Source organism: Brakhagea slesvicensis, from assembly GCF_052161625.1.
Taxonomy (GTDB): domain Bacteria; phylum Planctomycetota; class Planctomycetia; order Pirellulales; family Pirellulaceae; genus JBKCUI01.
Window position 1 is genome coordinate 2,890,461 of record NZ_CP197412.1, and the last position, 21,970, is coordinate 2,912,430.

Here is a 21,970-nt window from a genome sequence, read left to right on the forward strand (position 1 = left end):
CCTGGCTCGCGCATGGGTCTCCCTGCATGGAAATACTGCTAGCAAACGATGATCGGAGAGTGGCCTGGATGAAACTGCACTGCCTCGGTACAGCAGGCTATCACCCGAGCGAGACGCGCCACACGAGTTGCTACGCGCTGCCGGAATGCGATTTGGTGCTCGACGCGGGAAGCGGTTTTTTTCGGCTGGCGCCGTTGATCACGAGGCCCGATCTTCACATCTTGTTATCGCACACCCATCTCGACCATGTATTCGGGTTGACGTTCGTACTCGATTTACTCCCCACAACTCCGCTTGAACGAATCCATGTTTATGCGCAGCGGAAGAAGATTGAAGCACTGTGCAGCCACTTGTTCCATGAGGATTTGTTTCCCGTGATGCCTCCCATCGAGTGGCATGCCTTGGAAGACTTGGGAACGGAATTCTCCATCGGCGAGACGCAAGTTGCTTGGTTTCCCCTCCAGCATCCTGGTGGAAGCGTGGGGTATCGATTGGATTGGAACTCCACCTCGCTTGCCTATGTTACCGACACTACCAGTCGCGAGGATGCTGAGTATTGGGGGCATATCCAAGGTGTCGAGTGGCTGCTTCACGAGTGCAATTTCTCCGATCGTTATCGGGAGCTCGCCATTCGGACGGGGCATAGTTGGACTAGCGCGGTCCTCGAGAATGCAGCCCGCGCGAAGATTCGCAGGTTGCTACTTAGCCATTTCAATCCTCTCGAGACAGGCATCGATCCGATCGAACTGGATGCTGCGACGGCGAAGAATCTGAAACGGACGCCGGAGCAAATCTTATTAGCGTCCGACTTGTTGATTGTCGATCTAGCACGCCTTTGATTCGCAGGCAATCAGCGCTATACTAAGGCCTGCCCAATCCGATCTTTGACGTAATTTCACTGAAAGCGCAGCAACATGAATCCGTACGCATCTTTGAGCGACGATTTTTACGTCAACACCCACCTTCATACCGAGATGGATCTTCCAAGTTCTCGGGAATCGGTGCTTCATTATTTTGAGCAATTGCAGCGACGCTATCCCAAGATGGGACGATTCTACCAGCGTGAAAAAGGGGAGTTCATCCTCGAAGAGGATAAGTCGCACGGGGCTTACCGCTGGGCGTCTGTGGAACTGCGTCGAATTTGCAGTGGAGTGGTCAATCCCAACTCCTTGGAGGAGGGCATGGAGCAGCACCAGCAGATCTTGGAGTTGGCTCCCTATCTCTTGTCGGTGAGCAAATTGGACTGCGAGTCTATCGGGCTGATGTATGGCTTTGATTACGGCTATCGCGGAAATCACAATCAGCTGCTGGCCGAGACCATCGGTTTGCCGATGGCATTGGAGTCGATTGCCGCCAGGCCCGGTTCTCTTTTGATGAGTTATGAGCCGACGATTCAGATTTCCCTGGACGATACGTTTCGTACCCATGCACGAATTCATTTCGAGCCTCGTACGACGGTCTATCAGACCAAGTCGGGGGATTACAACGAAGACCTGCTGAGCGTCTACATCACTATTCGCCGCTTCGAGTCCTTGGCTCCGGACGAAAACTTTTCTGAAGAATTGTTCAGATTGGAGGGTTTGATGCGGGATCTTATGGACAACTATGTTGTGGACCATATCCTTAAACCTCTTCAAAATGCCATCGCGACCCGGTAGCGGGCCGGATCGGCCGTTTTGAACGAGAAGCCCTCCTTCCCATTCGGCCATCTAACCCCTACAAGCGGTCATGATCAAATTGCCTTTTGTCCTGGCGTTCACCGCGCTAACGGCTCTTTCATGGGGCGTATACGGAATCCTGCTACACCGTGGGACCGATCTCCTCGGCCATAGCTCTCTCCGAGCCTTCGTCGGTGTCGGAATCGCCTATTTCCTGATCGCCGTGCTTATCCCCGCCATATGGCTTGGGAGCAAAAAGGAAAAAGGGTTCTGGTCCATCACCGGAACCATCCTTTCTCTCTTTGCAGGGACAGTCGGAGCGCTCGGGGCTCTCGGTGTTATCTTGGCGGTCGCTTTCAAAGGATCGCCCGTTTATGTGATGCCGATCGTGTTCGGTGGTGCCCCGGTCGTGAACACATTGGTTACATCCTGGATCAACAAGTCCTTTTCGCAGATCAAGCCAATGTTTGTCGTCGGGCTGGTACTCGTTGCACTCGGAGCAGTGGGGGTCTTGATCAACAAGCCGGGCCCTTCCAAAGCTCCCGCTGTTGCACAAGCAGCGGATGGATCGAAGGAGACCGCTCCTGACCCCGCAGCAACAGGGGATGCCAGTGATGCGGCTGCTGTTGCGAGCCCCGAGACCGCCACTTCACAGGCTAACACCCAACATGCGTCGGGCAGTCACGCCACCACCTCCAACGATCCAATCAATCCGTTGGCAATCGGCGCCTCCATTCTTTTGGCTGTCGTATGCTGGGGGGCTTATGGACCCGTCCTTCACATCGGCCAGACCAAGATGGGAGGCTCCCGTCTCCGTCCCTTCTGTTGTGTTGGGATCGCTTACTTCTTCATTGCGGTTGCGGTACCGGTACTCATTCTGATGACCTCCTCCGATGGGCTGCAATTGACCATGCGCGATGCTGCACCTGGGATGCTGTGGTCCATTCTCGCCGGAACCGCTGGCGCCGTCGGTGCCCTTGGGATCATTCTTGCGTTCAATTACGGCGGCAAGCCAGTTTTTGTCATGCCTCTCGTCTTCGGTTTCGCGCCAGTCATTAATACCCTCACCTCGATGGTGGTCGGCGGGACCCTCGGCTTGATTTCCCCTTACTTTGTGGCTGCCTTGCTATTGGGGATTTCCGGCGCTGTGACCGTGTTGGTGTTTGCCCCGAAGGCGAAGCCGCATGGAGCCCCCGCAGCGGGTGGCCATGGGACTGCCCCGGCTCTCGAGACCAAACCCGCGACCTAACGGGCAAGCGGAAAATCGATCGAACAGGGGAGGCCTCGGAGCCCGCCCGATGAGCGAGCAAGTAGAATAGGGGTCCCCAATTCCCTCCCTTGCTCTCTCACCTCGGCTTTCCTATGTCTCGATTTCGACGAATCAGCTTTTCGTTGGCACTCGCCTCCTCTCTCCTGACGATCCCTTTGTACGCCGATGGCCCTGCGGACAATCAAGTCAACTCGGTCCGACCGATTCCACCTCCAGGAATCGAGATCTCCAAAGAGTTGCGCCAGGAATTGGAAACCGGGCGCGAGCAGTTGGCTCGGTTGGTCTCCGAGCTGAAGAAGAATCGCTCGACCCGCGTCACCAAGTACTTGCCCGACGTCGAAATCTTTGAAAAGGCCCTTCGCATCGCCCTCACCGAGAACGGCTTCTTTGAGCCTCGCGACGGCGAGAATGCAAAACGCGTGCTCGCCGAAGGGGTTCGACGCGCCGAGGTCCTGCGCAGCACCGAACCGCTCGATTGGGCGGGACCCCTTTCGCTCCAAGATGACTTGGTAACCGTGCGTGGTTTTCGTTCCAAACTGGATGGCTCCGTTCAACCTTACGGAGTCGTCTACCGTGCGAATGGTTCGGTGCAGAGATCGGTTCGAGCCGATGTCTGGTGTCGCGGACGAAGTGAAAAAGGTCTCGAGCTTCAGTTTCTCGCTCAGCGAATGACCGCGGCGGATCCGATGCCAGCCCCCGGCGTTTTGATGATCCACCCCCTAGGACGGTATTGCAATGCCAACAAATTGGCCGGCGAAGTCGATACGTTGGAGGCGCTGGAACATGCCAAAGGGGAGTACCCTATCGATGCGAACGGAGTCGCGATTCGAGGTTTTTCGATGGGGGGAGCTGCCGCTTGGCATTTGGCGGTTCACTATCCTGATCGATGGTTCGCCGCGAATCCCGGCGCGGGCTTTTCCGAAACCCCCAAATTCTTGAATGTGTTTCAATCAGAGAAACTCGAGCCTGCGCCCTACGAACAGACCCTTTGGAAACTCTACGATTGCCCCTATTGGGTGAACAATTTGAAGAATCTCCCAACGATCGCTTACAGCGGGGAGATCGACAAGCAGAAGCAAGCGGCCGACGTCATGGCAGAGGCTGCTTGGAATCAACCCGAGTCCGATCGCTTCGAATTAACGCACTTGATCGGCCCTCGCACCGCCCACAAGATCGAGCCCAATACTCTTAAAGAAGTCGAACGACTTCTAGGGCTTCTCTACGCAGAGAGGCCAGATGGCGCTCCGACGACCGTCGACTTCACCACCTACACCCTCAAATACAACCAATGCCACTGGCTCACTATCGATGGCTTAAAGAAACATTGGGAACCAGCTCGGGTGCAAGCGGATGTTCGGAAGTCAACCAATGAAAAGGGACGGGCGTCCGTTACCGTTCACCCACGCGGAGTGACTTCGTTCACCCTCCGCTTCGATCCAGGATTTTTCCCAGAGGATATTTCCGAGATCTTTGTCAGTGTTAATCGCGGAGACGATATCCCCGCAGGCTCTCGTTATGCCCATATCAAAGCCAACCTGCGTTCAGACAAGTCGGTTCGTTTCCGGCTCGTGCAAACCGAGGCTCATGGGAAGATCGATTGGGTCTTGAGGTCCCCTCTCGACGAGTCCCAGTCGCTTGCCAAGGTTCATGATTTGCAAGGACCGATCGACGATGCGTTCATGTCCTCGTTTTTGTTCGTGAAGCCGACAGCAACCGGCCAACACCCGGATTTGGACCGATGGGTGCAAGCGGAATTCGAGCGGGCGGTTCGAGAGTGGCATCGCCAAATGCGAGGTGATATCCGGGTGGTCTCCGCAGAGGATCTCAAGGATACGGACATCGACCAGAACAACATCGTTCTTTGGGGGGATCCGAAGAGCAATCCTCGCATTGCTGCGATCCTGGGAAAGCTACCCTTGCAATGGGATGCGGGGAAACTCGCGATCGGCGGAAACAGCTACGAAGCCTCCCACCATGTTCCTGCCATGATTTACCCCAATCCTCAAAATCCCTCGCGCTATGTTGTCCTCAACAGCGGCTTCTCCTATCGCGAGTACGATTATCTCAACAATGCTCGTCAAGTCCCCAAGCTGCCTGATTGGGCGGTCATCGATATCCGAACCGCTCCGGACGCTCGTTGGCCGGGCAAAGTGGCTGCGGCGGGATTCTTTGACGAGGCCTGGCAAGTTCGGTAGTGACGCGAGCGGGTATTGCAAACCGCTCGCGACAGCGGAATTGTTTTCGGCTACGATTTGGGACAGGTACAACCTTTTCCAAACCGATGAATAGCATTCGAAGTGACATTAGCCGAAGAGAACTCCGATTTTTTGTCCGTGGAGGAGCTGCCAGCTTCCGTCCGTGAAGCACTTCGATCAACCCTCGAACCAAACGAAGGAATCCTCGCTTGGTTCGAACCCAATTTGGATGAGCGGCTACATTTCGGCAACGGGATCGTCATTCTCACCAATCGAGCGGTCCTCGGTTATCAGCCGGTCACCGAGGATGCGAAGCTCCCCCCGTTGTCTCGGTTTCCGATCGACCAAATCGAGGAAATGAAAAAGCTGGATCGATCCGGTCTGGCATTGTTGGAGCTGCTAGGGCCCCATCATCGAATCGCCGCTTGGCGATTTACCACCAGCCAAAGCAGCGCGGCCGCCGCGTTGGTAAATGAGTTCAAAAGCCTCCGGCAGGGCTTCATTTCCGAAGAGCGGGCCCCTTCGATTTGTCCTTCGTGCGGTGGGACGATGGCACGCGGGCAATCGGTCTGCGCCAATTGCGCCCCGACAGCGGCTCCCGACACCGGTCGATCGCTGCTGCGACTCAACCGATTTGCCAAGCCGCATTTGAAGATGATCACTCTCGGTTTCTTCCTCACGCTCATGAGCACGAGCGTGGGATTGTTACCGCCCCTTCTGACCGTCCCTTTGGTCGATCGTGTGCTGTATCCAGCGCAGAAACAGCACGATCTGGTTCAAGAAGTCATGGACAACCCTGCTTCGAGGATCGACCTCAACGCGCTGCCGGAACCGGAGTTCGGATTGGTTCCATGGCTCTTGCTCGGGATGTTCGGCGCCGCAATCTTGAGTTGGCTGCTGAGCTGGTGCAAGACGTACGTCTTAGCCAAAGCGAGCGAGCAGATCGCTGCGGACCTTCGGAATGCGACATATGGCCATTTGCAAAAACTGTCGCTCGAGTTTTTTGGAGGTAAACGCACGGGGGATCTGATTTCTCGTATCAGCAATGACACGCAGCGGATCTGCGATTTCTTATCCATTCACCTTCTCGATTTCGCAACCGACATCCTCATGATCTTGATGACGGGTATCGCGTTGTTCTGGATCCATCCGACCCTCGCGCTAGTCGGACTATTGCCATTTCCGTTCATTGCTTGGATGGTCGCCAGCGTACAGAGCAAGATGCGGGCGGGGTTCGCTCGCGGTAGCGCTGCTTGGGCCGAGATGGTCAACGTCCTCGCTGACACCATTCCTGGTATCCGGGTGGTGAAGGCCTTTGCGCAGGAGAAGCGGGAAGTCCAGCGATTTTGCGATAGCAACGACCATGTATTAGGAGCCAACCACCGCGTCAATCGCGTGTGGGCCGCCTTCTCCCCCGTGATCACATTGCTCACCGATATTGGATTGCTCGTCGTGTGGGGCTTTGGTGCTTATCAAGTCTTTCACGGCACAATTACCTATGGGGTGGTCGCTGCCTTTATCGCGTGCATCGGTAGGCTTTACATTCGTTTGGACGATATGAGTCGTTTGCTCGCCAATGCCCAGCGAACCGCTGCCGCCACACATCGCATTTTCGAGATCTTGGACCGCGTCCCCAGTGTTTCCGAGCCCGAAAAACCTATTCACCCCGGACGTGTAGCCGGGCAAGTCGAAATTCGAGACATCACGTTTCGCTATGGAACGAGGCAAGTCATTCACAATGTCAATCTCTCGATCAGGCCTGGCGAGATGATTGGCCTTGTAGGGCCGAGCGGCGCAGGTAAGAGTACGTTGGTCAATTTGGTTTGCCGTTTCTATGACGTATCCAGCGGCGCGATTCTGGTCGATGGCAACGACATTCGCTCTTATCCAATCAACGATTACCGAAGCAACATCGGGATCGTGCTTCAAGAGCCCTTTCTCTTCTTTGGTTCCATTGCGGACAATATCGCCTATGGAAAGCCTGGCGCGACGCGTGAAGAGATCGTCGCCGCCGCCCGCGCTGCCAAAGCCCATGATTTTATCCTTCGGCTTGCAGATGGTTACGATTCGCTCGTCGGGGAACGTGGCCAGTCCCTGTCGGGAGGAGAGAGGCAGCGGATTTCGATCGCCCGAGCGTTGCTCACCGACCCTCGCATCCTGATCTTGGACGAAGCGACTTCCGCGGTGGACACTGAAACGGAAAGGCAGATTCAAGAAGCCCTCGATGTGCTCGTTCAAGGAAGAACGACGATCGCCATCGCGCACCGGATCAGCACGCTTCGAAAAGCGAATCGCATCGTCGTTTTAGAAAAGGGGCGGATCACGGAGATCGGTTCCCACGAGGAGCTGCTGGCACTCGGTGGAACTTACTCGCGATTGAACCAAGCCCAGCATCAGATGAATCTACACGAAGAGCTTTGAGCCGAGCTTTGAGTCGGGCTTTGAGCCGAGTCCGCTGGGTTCTCAAGCCAACGGATCGATCTCCGGTTCGGGCTCACGTTTGACCTCGCGACGATTCTTTTTATCGTGCTCGGAAGCGACTCGATCCGGTGTTTCAATCCGTTGGATCACAATGTCCTTCGCGGATAGGAAAAGATTGATCATGAAAATCGGAAGAGTAACGACACCCAAGCAAAAGATAGCGAACTCCTCCGTGTTGTTGGTGGTGCGAGTGAGAAACGGGACGATCTCGCTGAGAGTCCACCACGGGTTCGCAAAGCAAAACCATTCGTAATCCATTCGCATGTAATTGCTGCTCATCAAGCTGAAGGTGCAGGTCGCGAGAATGGCGATAACATTGAGTACGGCGATCAGCACGGCGGTTCCGAACATGCGTCCACTTCGAGAACGTCGGAACAATATCCACGAACCAAGTCGTCCGAGACCTAAATAGAAGGCCAAATAAAGATTGATCGCAATCGCATACCAAATGAGTGCAAACCAGTAATCCCAGTATCGCTCCGAGGCCAACATCTGGCTCACAACGAGTGCAATGGAAGCTCCGAGCGAGCTCAACACGACAAAAACATAGCCTGTGCCTGGCCCGGGAATCACCCAACTGAAGAAAAGCTTGGAAAGGATTCCAGAGGGTAGCGTTCTCTTGGCACGCGTTGAGATGAAGCCTCGTTCCCCTACGATGAACGAACCTGCGATGCCCCAATGCATTCCAAGAAGAATCATGAAGACGCCCGTTGCCTCCGGAGAGACGAGGATCGCCATCGCGACACCGACCATCGCGATACCCCAACCCGTCACCATCAACGAAACGCGAATCGGGGTCGATGTGTTGGCGCTCGATACGCCGATCAAGGCGGATGAGCAGGCGAAAAGAACCCACATATAGAGTCCGAGGAACAATGCGGCAGCTCCGAGGGCGATCCAACTCGCCTGGGCTTGATCAAATCCACCGAACCCTACCCCTTGCCATGCCACTGCAATGAGTAAAGAACAGAGGATGAAGGTCAGGACCAATTGCAGCAGGATCAATACGAGCGAGAAGACGATCTGCAGAGCTCGGCTCCTTGAAAAGGACGCGAATGCGATCGCGATCATGGCTAACCCCAAGGTCGTCATCACCACGACGATCAACTCGAACAGAATGGTTTCGAGTGTAACCCCTCGAAGGAGGTAGGTGAGCGCAATGCATGGGGCGATTACAGAGAGATAAATGATCAACTGCAATGCCGCAACATTCAGCTTGCCAAGGATAATATGGCGTGGTCGCAGCATCGATAACGACAACGTCTCGAAAGTTCCATCATCCAGTTCGGAGGCCATGGATCGAAACGAAGCCTGGGGAATGATCAACCAGGCGGGCACGACGAGGATGAGCAGATAGCCGCTCAGCAAACCGCGACCATCGGAAGCGTAATAAATATTGGGGATGGAGCTGAGCAATCCCAGTAGGGACCAAGCTAGGACGACCATGATCAGCAACCCGAAGGTCCAAGTAAACTGCTTGCTCTTTAAAGCCTGACGCGTTTCCTTGACCAGAATGGGATTGAGCCAGTTGCTCCACTGGATCAATCTTTTGTCCCAACGGCTTTGGCCATCCAACAATTGCTCGATGATTTGTTTGTGAGGGTCGACGGCATGAGTCCCCGGCACGACCATCGATTTGTCCGGTGTCGCTTCGATTGAACTCATTGGACGGCTCCCGTCGTGATTTTCATGAACACATCTTCAAGCGATTCCGTGTGCGCCGCGAATTCGAGGAGCGGGAATCCGGCTTGGATCAAATCGGTGAGCAACTGGGCTTGCTCGACCTCGCCTCCATCTAACGAAAACGAGATCAAGCTCCCGGAGGGGGCCAGTTCGCCAACACCGTCCCGTTGGGACAGCCAGGTGGCGATTTCTTCTTGCCGATTCAAAGGGACGATGCGAACGCGAAGATGTCCGCGCATCGTCCTGCGGATTTCTTCCACACTTCCTACCGCCAGCAGTTTGCCGCGTTCAATAATCCCGACTTGATCGCACATTTCTGCAAGTTCGGTGAGGATGTGCGAGGAGACGAGGACTGTCGTGCCTTCGGAGGCAAGTTGCTGGATCATTTGTCGGAGCTCGATCCGGGCGCGGGGATCTAGACCGTTGGCCGGTTCATCAAGGATGAGAACCGTGGGTTGATGGATCATGGCGCGACCCAGGCAAAGTCGCTGTCTCATCCCTTTCGACAGACCTGTGATCGGTTTGGATGCGATTTTATCGAGGCCCGTGAAGCCGAGTGTCCGCTTGATGGCAGAGATTCGATCCTTGCCTATCAATCCGTACGAGCGAGCGAAGAAGTCGAGATACTCAACGCAGTTCATGTTGGGGTAGACGGAGAAACCGTCGGGCATGAAACCGAGACGACGGCGGACCAAGTCCGGGTCGCTCACTGCGGAAAACCCATCGATAAAAGCATCTCCATAGCTCGGGAGCTCAAGCGTAGACAAGATGCGCATGCTGGTTGTTTTCCCAGCGCCGTTGGGGCCGATGTATCCGAACACCTGACCTCGGTAGACTTCAAACGAAACGTCCTGCACCGCCTTCGTTGCACCAAAAAATCGGTGCAAGCGACGCAGTTCGATCATCGGCGTCGCCGATGTGTGCACGGCATCAACCATATTCGTGCCTTCGAGCGTGATCCACTTGTGACGGGGTAGGCCGGTATCGCCGGCGTTAGGACAATACCCCGTATTCTAGACGAAGTCGCTTGAAGAAAACGTGTTGCGCCTGCCAGGACGTCCCAGAAAATGGGACGATAGAAGTTGGTTGATCCAACAAGCGTGCCGAGCCAAATGTTCACTAGCTGGCAAATGGTGCAAATAACGGCGTAGAGAGATACCTTTCTCCGAGAGAACACATCACGGTGACGATTTTTTTGCCACGAAATTCAGGTCTCGATGCGACTTGAGCCGCGGCGCACATATTCGCCCCGCTGCTGATACCTGCTAGGATTCCCTCTTCTCGTGCAAGCCGTTGGCCCCATGCAAAGGCGGCTTCGTCGTCGACCGTAATCACTTCATCCACAACGGATCGATCGAGATTCTTAGGAATGAATCCCGCGCCGATACCTTGAATGCGGTGCTTGCCTGCTTTGCCGCCACTTAGGACTGGGGAAGAAGATGGCTCGACGGCGAACGCTTTAAAATTCGGATTGAGTTTCTTGATGTATCGCGCCACTCCTGTGATCGTACCACCGGTTCCAACCCCAGCGACGATGGCATCGATATCCCCGTGCGTATCCTCCCAAATCTCTGGGCCAGTAGTTTGTTCATGCGACAATGGGTTCGCGGGGTTCTCGAACTGCTGAGGCATCCAAGCATTGGGATCGTTTAGGACTAGTTCCTCGGCTCGAGTGATGGCCCCTCGCATCCCTTCGGAAGAAGGGGTGAGGATAAGATTCGCTCCAAACGCACGCAACAAAGCTCTTCGCTCTACCGACATGGATTCAGGCATCGTCAAGGTCAGACGGTAACCCTGAGCCGCCGCGAGAAAAGCCAAAGCAATCCCCGTATTTCCGCTGGTGGGTTCGATGATATGCGTTTGTGGAGTAAGACGGCCTGACGCCACCGCCGCATCCAACATCGCTCTGGCAATCCGATCCTTGACGCTGCTCATCGGATTGAAGAACTCGCATTTAGCGAAAACGACTGCTCGGTCGTTCGGAATGAGATTCTGAATACGGACCATGGGAGTGTTTCCCACTGCGCCGGCAATGTTGGAGTAAGTCTTTGCGTGAGGCATTTTTTCTCCTGCCACTGAGTTCTTGGTGTTCAAAATGAATTGGCCTGTCTATGCCTTTCGCGCGAGTCGATGGATGACTTCAATCATTCGATCGATTTCTTCGTGGGTGTTGTAAAGGGCAAAGGATGGTCGCACCGTAGACTCAAGGCCGAAATGTCGCAGAGACGGTTGAGCGCAATGATGTCCCGTTCGAACCGCAATTCCATATCGATCGAGTTCTTTGCCGACTTGGTCTGTCGTGTAGCGATCCAAAACGAACGATACCAAACCCACTTTGTTACGGCTGTGGCCAATCGTTCTCACACCAGGGATCGATTGCAGCGATTGGGAAGCATGCTCAAGTAGGGAATGCTCGTGCTGCAGTAGGGATGTGGAATCGAACTGCATGAGGTAGCGAAGCGCAGCTCCCAGGCCAATCGCATCCCCAATGCTAGGTGTCCCCGCCTCGAATTTCGCGGGCGGGTCGGAGAACGTTGTTCCGTCAAACGAAACGCGATGAATCATGTTGCCACCTCCTTGCCAAGGCGGTAGCAGTTCCTGGAGGTCAGGATGAATGTACACCACCCCAATTCCCGTGGGTGCAAAGACTTTGTGACCTGAAAAAACGAAAAAATCACAACCGAGGCTTTGCACATCGATCGGTAAGTGGGCGATCGATTGGGCACCATCGACTACAAATCGAGCCCCTTTTCGATGCGCCATGGCTGCCATTTCTGCGACAGGCAAAATGGTCCCCAAGGTATTCGAGGCGTGTGTTACACTGACGATCTTGGTCCGGTGGGTCAACAATCTTCGGTACTCATCTATGAGGATGTCTCCTTGATCGTTGAATGGGATCACACGAATGCGAAGTCTCATTTCATCGGCCAGCAATTGCCAAGGCACAATGTTGGCATGATGCTCCATTTCTGTGAGTAATATTTCATCCCCTTCGTTCAAAAACGATTTGCAGGTCTGAGCGATGAAGTTGATTCCTTCCGTGGTGCCCCGAACAAAGACAATGTCTTTAGTCGATTCGGCTCCGATGAATTGCTTTACCGTTTCGCGTGACGCCTCATAATGGTCTGTTGCACGTGCCGCGAGTGAGTGCGCTGCTCGATGTATGTTCGAGTAGTCACACGCATAGAAATGACTCAAAGCCTCGATCACGGCGAGAGGTTTGTGAGTGGTGGCACCATTATCGAACCAAACCAGGGAATGCCCATTTATATCCTGATGCAACGCTGGAAAGTCCGCACGGATCGAGCGAACGTCCAACGCGCGTACACTCGAAGTTGTTTGGGACAAATCCTTCGTGGTGCCTCGCTCGGAAAGCTTCACTTTGCGAAGGAGGGCAGCCTGCGATTCACTTTGAAGAGAGCGAACGGCATGTTGAATATCTTGTTGGGTTAGTTCATGGGGGAATCGCTTCGTATCCGAACGCTTGATGGCCTGCTTGACAGGTTCCGGTAACGACTCCGTTTCCTGTGCCGAGCGGTTCTCGGCGCGTTCCACATCCAGAGGGTGCGCCGCCACCGCGGCGATCGAGTCGGTCGATGGTCTGTTCGTACCAAAGATCTGATTCAATAATCGCGCTGAGATTTCATCAGACTCGATCGACTCGATCGAGGCATGTGAATCGGGCGACAGTGTCGGAGGGACGGGGTAGCTCATTAGATACCCGATCCGTTGTCAAAGGACTTGGGAATACGTTGCAGGTAATCGTGGTAGTAGCCAACCTCGACATTCTCGAGGACACCCACCGCATCATCAGTGAGAACCGCAGCCGAGAAGTAAAGTGTTAGCAAATAGGAACTCACGCCCAAACTGTCCAGACCCATCAACCTCGCCGAAAGGCTGGGAGCGATTTCCCCTTCGATTCCCGCTTGATGCAATCCCACGACTCCTTGATCCTCTTCTCCCACCCGAACCAACAGAATATTGGTTGTTCCTGAGGACTGTCTCGATTGGTACCTGTTGGTCACCTCGAGTTTGTCGCAAGGGACAATCGGTATCCCTCTCCATGAGATCATCGGAAAGCCAAATACGCTAACGGTGACCGGCGGAACACCTCGCCAAGTGCACTCGCGAAGAAACGCAGCAATCGCCTTGGGATGAGCGACAAAGAACGCTGGCTTCTTCCACACCAGCGCCAACAATTCATCGAAATCGTCGGGAGTTGGTGCTCCATAACGTGGGCTAATCCGCATCGCTGGATCGACCGAGTGAAGCAACCCAAATTTCTTGCTGTTAATGAGCTCCCACTCCTGCCGCTCTTTGATCCCCTCGATCGTCAGTCGCATCTGCTCTTCCAGTTGATTGAACGGACCGTTATAAAGATCGGAGACCCTGGTGTGAACTCTAACAACCGTCTGCACAGCGGACAGAGAGTACTCGCGTGGTGTGGGCGAATAGTCGACAAAGGTTTCTGGAATCTCGACGTTCTCTGCAAAGCCGGATACCAAATCGATGTTTCGCTCACCGTATCGATTGACGCTTGATCGAAGCTCCTGGTGTTCGTCGATCGCTTTTTGAAACTCCGCCACCAAGTTTGGGTTCTCACCCAGCAAGGATTCTAGGTCTCTTCGCGAAAGTGTGAGTAGGACGCAGGGGGTGATCGTTCTAATCGTTGCATCGGACGGCTTCTCCGCCGTCAAATCAGCCTCTCCAAAGAACTCTCCTTCGGTGAGCAATGCGATACGAAGATCGCTTCCATGTACGCCTTTGCTGAGAACTTCAACTTGTCCCTGAGCGATGATAAAGAATTTGCTTCGGTCTTCGCCTTCTACAAGAAGTTTGTTTCCAATGGCTACACTTTCTGTTCGGAAGTAACTGGCCATCCGATCCAAAATGGAATCCGGAAGCTTGGAAAAGAGGGGGACTCGTCTCAACGCATTGGGCGGAAAGGAGGCAACGCCATTGACAAGGTCTACAGCAATTCGATCCGCTTTCGCGAGCTCGACCTTCGTTCGGTTGACCCGATAGGTACCTCCATCCACTTGTACCCAAGGGATCAGTTTGAGCAAGTAGCGAGGTGTGATCGACATCATCTTCGGTGATGTCTTCGTGGTCGTTGCAAGGTTTCGCGCAACGGAGGTCGTCACGCTTCGTTGTAATAGGCTATCCGTCATGGAGTACACCAGTTGATTCGTTCGATTGAAGGTAAGGCAGTGAAGCCTATCGGTATAAGGGAGTGGTTTAACAAAGGAAAAAGAGGATCGACTCCCAGGTCCAACAACTCCGCCGCAGCAAGTCTTCGTCAGCGATGCTCGAAGACAAAGACAATCCTGCTTGACCGCACATCATGTGCCAGTCATTCCCGTTGGCACAGGATTGTTCGAAGTCCTATTGAATGAAGGTTTCTTACACACTCACGCACACACATTGCCTTGATCAGCCATGGCGCTATCGCAGATGACGGTTAAATGACACGGCCATGCTATGTTGTGCTTGGTTTTTTGAAGAGGTATGGCGAGTGCAATGAGGATTGATATCCTCGGATCATCTTCAACACGAATGCTTGATTGTCGCAAGGATAATTGTGATGGACGTGACAAACGCTGTTCCGCAAGACAGGGACTAATATCGCACCATGCGAACCTCATTACCTACCGACAGCCGCAACGCGGAGCTTCTACTCAAGCTTGCTATTCCAATACTCGTCGTCTTCCTTTTGATTGGGCTCATCCCTTTACTCTCCTTTAGTGTCTCGCGTCCTTACTCCGAAGAGCATTCGAACCACCCTGATACGCGAGTCTCAAATCCTTCATCCACCGGGCACCAATCCAATCAGCGACGGTAGATTCCGGATCCTAACACGGCAAAGACCATCGCAAATCACGGTCGCTCGCCTTCACATAACACGGCTTTGACTTCGATTACCCATCAGCAGCAGTGGATCGACTCAAAAACCAAGCGTTTTCATTGACACTTCGACCGAATCCAAAAAGTTCGACGAGACGGACAAGAAAATTTTGTTGTGGCACATCTTTCGCGTTTGAGTTCGTTATCGCTAGTAACCGTGTGACTTCACGGTGCCGGCTGTACTAGGTCACAGCATTTGGGATCCGGTACGGTCATCGTCTTCGTGGTGGAATGCTCCAAGGAAAGGATCGTCAAATGTCATCGCCGATTGTCCGCACCGCGCAAACAGGGTGTTGTCCTGGCTTCGTTTCCGTTGCAGAGGACCCAAAAACCGAATCCGAAATAACCAACCAGCACTATGAAGAACATCTTCGCAATTCTATTCGTTACCGCATCGCTGATTCCTAGCTTTACTCCAGCAACCTTCTCCTCCGAGAACAGTCCTGGCGAACCATTTACCGCAACCTGCACACATCCCAACAATCGAGACCAAGTACTATCGAGATTTGACCAGCTAACTCAGAAGGCCTATTTCTGGGGCTGGCCCCTTGTCTATCTGACCAATGTCCAACGCGCAGCTAGCTTGATTCAACGGCCGGGTATTAGCGGTGGCGCCCCTGTCGCCCCGGTCAACCGTTTGAGCATGTTGACTGAACCTGTCTCGCCCGAATTCAGATCCGTTCCATGCCCAAACCCGGACGTTATCTACGGCTTCTCCATTCTCGATCTCTCCGAGGATGCCGTCGTCCTTCAAGTGCCTGACCTTACCGATCGATTCTGGCTGGTCCAACTCGGAGATCACCGAACCGATTCGTTTGGAGAATTGGGATCCATGTATGGAAGCAAGCCGGGTTTCTATATGATTGTTGGTCCGAACTGGAAGGGCGTCGCCCCTCCTTCTATCGTCGAAGTATTTCAATCCCCAACATCGCTCGCTTACCTCATTCCACGTGTGCTAACGCGTTCCAAGGAAGAAGTCCTGTCCGTTCAAGATGCCCTCAGTGAGTTCTCGGTTAGTCCGCTCACGAGGTGGAATGGCGAATGGAAGAAGCGCGATTGGACGAAACGAAAATGGTACCCGGCCCTTGGAGAGTCAACGCGCAGTCGCTGCAAATCGGTCAATCCCATGACATTCTTCGACGATCTTTCCAGCATACTCGACTCCGTGCCTCCCTTGGAGGGAGAGGAGTCGTTCTACAAAGAGATTCGTTCGCTGCTTCAAGCAGCACAGCAAAGTGATTCTTTGAAGGAAAAACTTCGAACGCGAGCCCGAGAATTGGAATCGTCCCTTATCGAACCATTATTCGATTTTTCACGAGTCGGCGCCCCGCTCCCGACTGGCTGGACTAGCGTCTCCAACGGCGCGGCATTCGGCACTGATTTTATGACCCGAGCCGCAGTCGCAAAATCGAATATCTTTGTGAACCGAGCTAACGAGGCTAAGTACTTTTACCTAGAAGCGGATGGGCAGGGGCAATCCTTACAAGGTGAACGGGACTATACGATTACCTTTCCCAAGGGGGCATTGCCACCTAATCAGGGCTTTTGGTCGCTGACAGCATACAACTCCGATCACAGGATTGCACCTGTAGAAAATGCTCCTTATGCCTTGCTGGGAACGCAGGACAAACTCTCCTATAGCGCCGACGGATCCGTCACCATTTCGATCTCGCAACGAAAGACTTCCTCCGATACCGAAAACTGGATAGCACCACCGCGGGGACGTTTTATTCTCTATTTACGAATCTATGCTCCAGCCAAACCTGTCCAGACCGGAGCATGGCATCCACCGTCCGTCGCGGTCGAGTCTTCAGCATCCAGGCAAGGCTTCCTTGTTTCAGCGACTCAAGATGAAGTGCCGATGGATGCTAGGTAGCTGCAGGTCCGAGGATTCGCTATATCCAGTGATGGCTACCTATCAAGGATGCTAACACTCCAGCAAAAGCAAATGACAGCACAGCATTTCATCTCCCACAGGAATCGCGATGTTTGCTGCGATAAAAAAGTTCTCGATTCTTGAATCCCTTGTAATTGCAAGGTGAAACGCCCCGTAGTCGGTGAAATTTCTTTGGTCATGTTCCGATTGGAACACCCCTTGCGTACGAATTGACTCAGGGTGAGTCCAAATGAATGCGCCCCCTCCGGTTCATCTCAAAAGACTCGCTGAATCAATGCTGGATCACTTCAAGTGCGTGGAGCCCAAAGCACCAAGATGAAACTTCCAAATCTACTTCGACTTCTTCAATTGAGAAATGAACCAGGGCAAGCAAATCCCAACTCTAGAAGTCGTAACCGTGACTTCAAGGAATCCAAGGAAGCGAGCAGGGCACTTCAACGGAATCCTTTGAAACAACTGCATATGCACCTGAGGCGTTCTACCTCTTGTCACGAAAACCAGAACGACGAGCCGGCTGTAATGCTTACGACTCCATTCAACGAGTGTTGTCGCAGTCGCCCGATCGTCACTCGATGTGAATATGCCTTGAGTTGCTGACCACATCGAATTATCGCCACAGGCATTCTAGAACTCTCTGAAATCAATTCATCACCAGTCGTTAAGAAAAACTATTAGGACAAAGAACATGAAACGAACAATCCGAACATGGAAGTCATCGAAAAGAGCATTCACCTTAGTGGAGTTGCTTGTCGTCATTGCGATTATAGGGATTCTCGTCGGTTTACTTCTCCCTGCAGTGCAAGCTGCACGCGAGGCGGCACGGCGAATGCAATGCTCGAATAACTTGAAGCAAATAGGACTAGCAACCCATAACTTTGAAAGCGCCTTCAAATTCCTGCCACCTGCATTCATCGGCGACAATTCAGATTCGTTAAACAGTTGGGCGACTTGGAACGCTTTGATACTGCCGTATGTTGAAGCTGGAAACCAATACAACCTGATCGATACACACTATAGGGTTGCTGACTGGCCAATCGCAGCTTACCAAACGCAGCTACCATTTTATCTTTGCCCTTCCCGACCACCCGCTGTTCTCAGCGTCGGCGACTTCGCAACACCAGGTGGTGCATTGACTGACTATGCGGCGAGTTTCGGTACTGCCGCTCTCTACACCAATTCGGTTGGCGCGATTATCCCAGCGATTCCGGAAAGCATTACAACAGACAGTTCTGGAAAACCATACCTTGCAAAATGGAGGGCGCAAGTTCGAATCGGCTCCTTAACGGATGGCACCAGCAATACCTCCATCTTTGGTGAAAAGCACATTCGCCCGAATTCCCTTCGAGGTCGCAACGAAGATCGGAGCGCTTTCAGTGCGGTCCGAAATACACACCGCAGGATGATGGGTACCTACATCAACGGGACGACTCGCGAAGATCGACCGCTGCTGCCTCCCAACGCGCAAACCCCGACCCTTGCCAACTCTAGCTTCGGCAGCGCGCATTCGGGACTTTGCCAATTCGTGTTCGGCGACGGCAGTGTCCATTCGCTTGCCATCAACACCGATCTTGAAGTGCTTACCCGCTTTGTAGCTCGGAACGATGGAAATGTTGTGTCCGTACAGCAATAGAACGAGGTGGTATTATGAGGATTCATCCAATTTCATGGCGATTTCTTATGCCAATGGCAACCCTGGGAATTCTATCTCTATGCGTTCTCGGATGCGGAAGTACGTCCGAGGCACCTCTTGAGGGTGTTGTGGTTATCGAACCTGAAAGCGATTTCCACTTCTCAGGAGATACCCTTGAAATTCGGTCAAAAGACCGGCCGGCAGAAGTAGCCTACGGGGAGATCAAGTCAGATGGCACCTTTCGAATTGAATCGCTTCGTGATGGGGCGATCGTTCAAGGTACCTCAGCAGGCGAGTACGAGGCACGCATCGTTGTGTCCGACGATGATAGCCAACATAAAGCCGCAGCGCACAAAGCGATACCAAAAAAGTACCTGCAGTTCGCCTCATCGGGTCTTAAAGTAGCCGCGCCAAATACTCAAGTGACCATCACGATTTCTAGATAGCAGATTCAATGCCCCAATTTAGGACTTTCTCATGAAATGGATCAATCGTTACCAATGTCTCGCCTGGATGGCGTTCGCCTGTGTTGCAGGCGGTTCACTCGCTGCCGAACAAGTGAGCGATCTCCCAAACAACAACAAAGAAGTTGAATTCTTCGAGAAGAAGATTCGTCCGATACTTGTTGAGAATTGCTATATCTGTCACTCCGAACATCACAAGGAAGCGGGGGGACTGCGAGTCGATGATTTGAAATCGATTACGAGCCAAGGGAGAAATGGTTCCGCTGTAGTTCCTGGCAACTCGTCTGCAAGCATCCTGATTCAGCGGGTGACTCATGCAGACGACAGCAAAGCGATGCCCCCGGACCATCGACTTAGCGAGCAGCAAATCAGTGATTTGAAGAGTTGGATTGATCACGGAGCGGCATGGCCTCCCTTGGTGATCCCCAAGGATATTGACCAAACGCTCGAGCCAGGAGTTGTCCCCCATGCCGAACGAAAAGAAAGTCACTGGGCGTGGCAACCATTGAAAAATCCAGCTGCCCCTGAAGTTGTACCGGGTAGCTTTTGGGCTACCTGGGTCCACAGCGACATTGATAAATTTGTAGCGAGTCGGCTTCAGGAGGAGAGTTTAGCTCCTGTCGCAGACGCTGCAAAAAGCTCGCTACTTAGGCGACTGTCATTCGATTTAGCGGGTCTTCCTCCTACCGAACAGGAGTTACTGGACTATCTGCTGGATGAATCGGACAAAGCTACGGAAAAAGTAGTGGATCGTTTACTAAGCTCAAACTCTTTTGGAGAAAAATGGGGAAGGCACTGGCTCGATGTGGCTCGATACGGTGAGTCGACGGGATCTGCCCGAAATCTTCCGTATCCACATGCCTGGCGATATCGCGACTACGTTATCAAGTCCTTGAACGAGGACAAACCCTTCAATCAGTTCTTGCAGGAACAGATTGCAGGTGATCTATTGCCCGCGAATTCACCGAGTCAAAAGCGAGAGCAACTGATTGCTACAGGCTTCCTTGCCCTCGGGGTAAAGGATGTGAACCAGCGGTTCAAAGTTCGATATGACATGGACAACGTCGACGAACAGATAGATACCGTATCGCAAGCGGTGCTTGGGTTAACCGTTAGCTGTGCGAGATGCCATGACCATAAGTTCGATCCCATTTCGACAAGAGATTACTACGCGCTAGCGGGCATCTTCACCAGCACGGAGCTTTGCGACGCGCTCCGAAACCAGATGGGAGGTAGCGGATTAGCGTATTATGTTCCCAACAGATTGATCCAACTGTCAGACGAATCCGATCAACAGCCATCGGACGAGGTTCAACAAGAGATTGAAGAGAAGCGAGAGGAATTCGAGGCGGCAAGAGCCAAGTTTGTTCACATTCGCGATAGCGTGAAGCAAAAAGACCGAAGCGCAGATCACACGAAAAAGCTTCAGCAAGCTCGTCAAGCGATGCAGCGAAAGCAGGCAGAATTGGTCGCCCTTACCGACCCCGCAGCAAGAGGTCTCGTCGCACTCGGAGTTCGAGATGCGGAAAAGTCGGGTGATACAGAGATCCGCATACGAGGCGAGGCTGAAAAGCTAGGCCCTACAGTTCCACGCGGTTTCTTGACCGTACTCGATCACGTACCAACACCCTCTATTGAGGAAGGACGAAGTGGACGTTACGAACTCGCCAAATGGTTAACTCATCCTTCTAATCCTCTGACGACTCGCGTGGCAGTGAACCGCATTTGGCAAAGGTTATTTGCAGAGGGACTGGTGCGTACTGTCGATAACTTTGGTGTAATGGGCGACGCGCCAAGCCACCCTGAATTACTTGATTATCTCGCGCAACAGTTCATTCGTCACGGTTGGTCTCAGAAGAAACTTATCCGAGAGATCGTTCTCTCCCGCACATATCAACTGTCTGCAAGCTCGAATGAGTCTGCCCTTGCAAAAGACCCTTCTAACAAGTGGCTTTGGTGACATGCACCTCGACGACTCGACGCGGAAGAAATTCGCGACAGTATCCTCGCAATCTCTGGGGAGCTTCAACGCGGCAGTGTCGCATTTGATGAGTCAAAGAAATTACCGGTGATTGAGATTCGCAACAATGGCCCCGAATCTCGCAAGCTCCTTGCTGCATCGAGTTCGAGCGTCCATCGAAGCGTATACTTACCGATGGTGCGAGGGATTCTACATGATGCGTTGCAGGTGTTCGACTTCGCAGAGCAGGGGATGGTAACTGGGAAAAGATCCAACACAACGGTTCCACCCCAAGCCCTTTTTCTTCTCAACGACCCGCTTCTGCAAAAAGCAGCTTTGGCCAAGTCCAGAAGAATACTTGCCAAAACGAGCAATCCAATGGCGCCGTCGATTATGTCAATCTATCGAGAGGCTTTTCAACGCAATCCGACCGATCAAGAAATGAATGATACGATTTCCTTCATGCAATCGTATCAAAATCAGTTTGAACTGATTGCGGAGGAGTCGAAGGGATCAGCATCATCCGCTCAAGCGACGGAAGCGTCCAACGGTGTGAAGCTTGTTAGTAGCGAAGCAAATGCTTCGCAGAATGTTGCGGCGCCTGAAGACAGCCGCGGCGAGGATCTAGAGCCATTGGTATATACGACCAATATCGAACCCGCGTCGAGCCGTGAAGCCGCAATGGCCGCATTGATCCAATCACTCTTTGCATCGGCTGAATTCCGCTTTGTTCGTTAAGTGAGTTGTGTCTGACGGCAAGCCGAACCTAAAGTGATCGTGCAGTCTGCTCAACATCAAATTTTCGAGATAAATTAGTCCCAGAATGGT

Annotated in this window: 13 protein-coding genes and 1 pseudogene; 9 read left to right on the forward strand and 5 right to left on the reverse strand. The window is 53.1% G+C overall.

Annotated elements, in window-relative coordinates:
* The first annotated feature begins 68 nt into the window (after positions 1-68).
* From SH467x_RS10880 to SH467x_RS10900, 5 genes are all read left to right on the forward strand, one after another.
* Positions 69-839, forward strand: coding sequence for an MBL fold metallo-hydrolase (locus SH467x_RS10880; RefSeq protein ID WP_482371297.1), 771 nt, complete (start codon positions 69-71; stop codon positions 837-839).
* A gap of 75 nt (positions 840-914) precedes the next feature.
* Complete coding sequence (locus tag SH467x_RS10885) at positions 915-1,658, forward strand: hypothetical protein (RefSeq protein ID WP_482371298.1); 744 nt, start codon at positions 915-917, stop codon at positions 1,656-1,658.
* A 70-nt stretch (positions 1,659-1,728) separates the two neighbouring features.
* Positions 1,729-2,907, forward strand: a complete 1,179-nt coding sequence (locus SH467x_RS10890; RefSeq protein ID WP_482371299.1) for a hypothetical protein — start codon at positions 1,729-1,731, stop codon at positions 2,905-2,907.
* 113 nt (positions 2,908-3,020) lie between these two features.
* The gene (locus SH467x_RS10895) at positions 3,021-5,123 is read left to right on the forward strand and encodes a prolyl oligopeptidase family serine peptidase (RefSeq protein WP_482371300.1); all 2,103 of its coding nucleotides are present in this window, start codon (positions 3,021-3,023) and stop codon (positions 5,121-5,123) included.
* A gap of 102 nt (positions 5,124-5,225) precedes the next feature.
* Positions 5,226-7,544, forward strand: a complete 2,319-nt coding sequence (locus SH467x_RS10900; RefSeq protein ID WP_482371301.1) for a cyanophycin metabolism-associated ABC transporter — start codon at positions 5,226-5,228, stop codon at positions 7,542-7,544.
* 42 nt (positions 7,545-7,586) lie between these two features.
* On the opposite strand, the gene SH467x_RS10905 is transcribed toward SH467x_RS10900, so the two are convergent.
* The 5 genes from SH467x_RS10905 to SH467x_RS10925 all read right to left on the reverse strand — a co-directional run bounded on the left by SH467x_RS10905 (position 7,587) and on the right by SH467x_RS10925 (position 14,458).
* Positions 7,587-9,269, reverse strand: a complete 1,683-nt coding sequence (locus SH467x_RS10905) for a hypothetical protein (protein WP_482371302.1) — start codon at positions 9,267-9,269, stop codon at positions 7,587-7,589.
* Positions 9,266-10,225: an ABC transporter ATP-binding protein gene (locus tag SH467x_RS10910; RefSeq protein WP_482371303.1), complete on the reverse strand. Its 960-nt coding sequence runs from the start codon at positions 10,223-10,225 to the stop codon at positions 9,266-9,268. The genes SH467x_RS10905 and SH467x_RS10910 overlap by 4 nt, the downstream gene beginning before the upstream one ends.
* Positions 10,226-10,406: 181 nt before the next feature.
* Positions 10,407-11,348 (reverse strand): cysteine synthase A, encoded by a 942-nt coding sequence (gene cysK / locus SH467x_RS10915; RefSeq protein WP_482371304.1) that lies wholly within the window; start codon positions 11,346-11,348, stop codon positions 10,407-10,409.
* A gap of 48 nt (positions 11,349-11,396) precedes the next feature.
* Positions 11,397-13,001 (reverse strand): SufS family cysteine desulfurase, encoded by a 1,605-nt coding sequence (locus SH467x_RS10920; protein ID WP_482371305.1) that lies wholly within the window; start codon positions 12,999-13,001, stop codon positions 11,397-11,399.
* Positions 13,001-14,458, reverse strand: a complete 1,458-nt coding sequence (locus SH467x_RS10925; protein WP_482371306.1) for a family 2B encapsulin nanocompartment shell protein — start codon at positions 14,456-14,458, stop codon at positions 13,001-13,003. Before SH467x_RS10925 ends, SH467x_RS10920 begins: the two co-directional genes overlap by 1 nt.
* A gap of 1,091 nt (positions 14,459-15,549) precedes the next feature.
* On the opposite strand from SH467x_RS10925, the gene SH467x_RS10930 reads away from it, so the two are divergent.
* The 4 genes and pseudogenes from SH467x_RS10930 to SH467x_RS10945 all read left to right on the forward strand — a co-directional run bounded on the left by SH467x_RS10930 (position 15,550) and on the right by SH467x_RS10945 (position 21,880).
* The gene (locus SH467x_RS10930) at positions 15,550-17,067 is read left to right on the forward strand and encodes a DUF1254 domain-containing protein (RefSeq protein WP_482371307.1); all 1,518 of its coding nucleotides are present in this window, start codon (positions 15,550-15,552) and stop codon (positions 17,065-17,067) included.
* Between the two features lie 706 nt (positions 17,068-17,773).
* On the forward strand, positions 17,774-18,718 hold the full coding sequence (locus SH467x_RS10935; RefSeq protein ID WP_482371308.1) for a DUF1559 family PulG-like putative transporter: 945 nt from the start codon (positions 17,774-17,776) through the stop codon (positions 18,716-18,718).
* A 128-nt stretch (positions 18,719-18,846) separates the two neighbouring features.
* Positions 18,847-19,164: a hypothetical protein gene (locus SH467x_RS10940; RefSeq protein WP_482371309.1), complete on the forward strand. Its 318-nt coding sequence runs from the start codon at positions 18,847-18,849 to the stop codon at positions 19,162-19,164.
* 67 nt (positions 19,165-19,231) lie between these two features.
* A pseudogene (locus SH467x_RS10945) lies at positions 19,232-21,880 on the forward strand (PSD1 and planctomycete cytochrome C domain-containing protein).
* Positions 21,881-21,970: the final 90 nt, after the last annotated feature.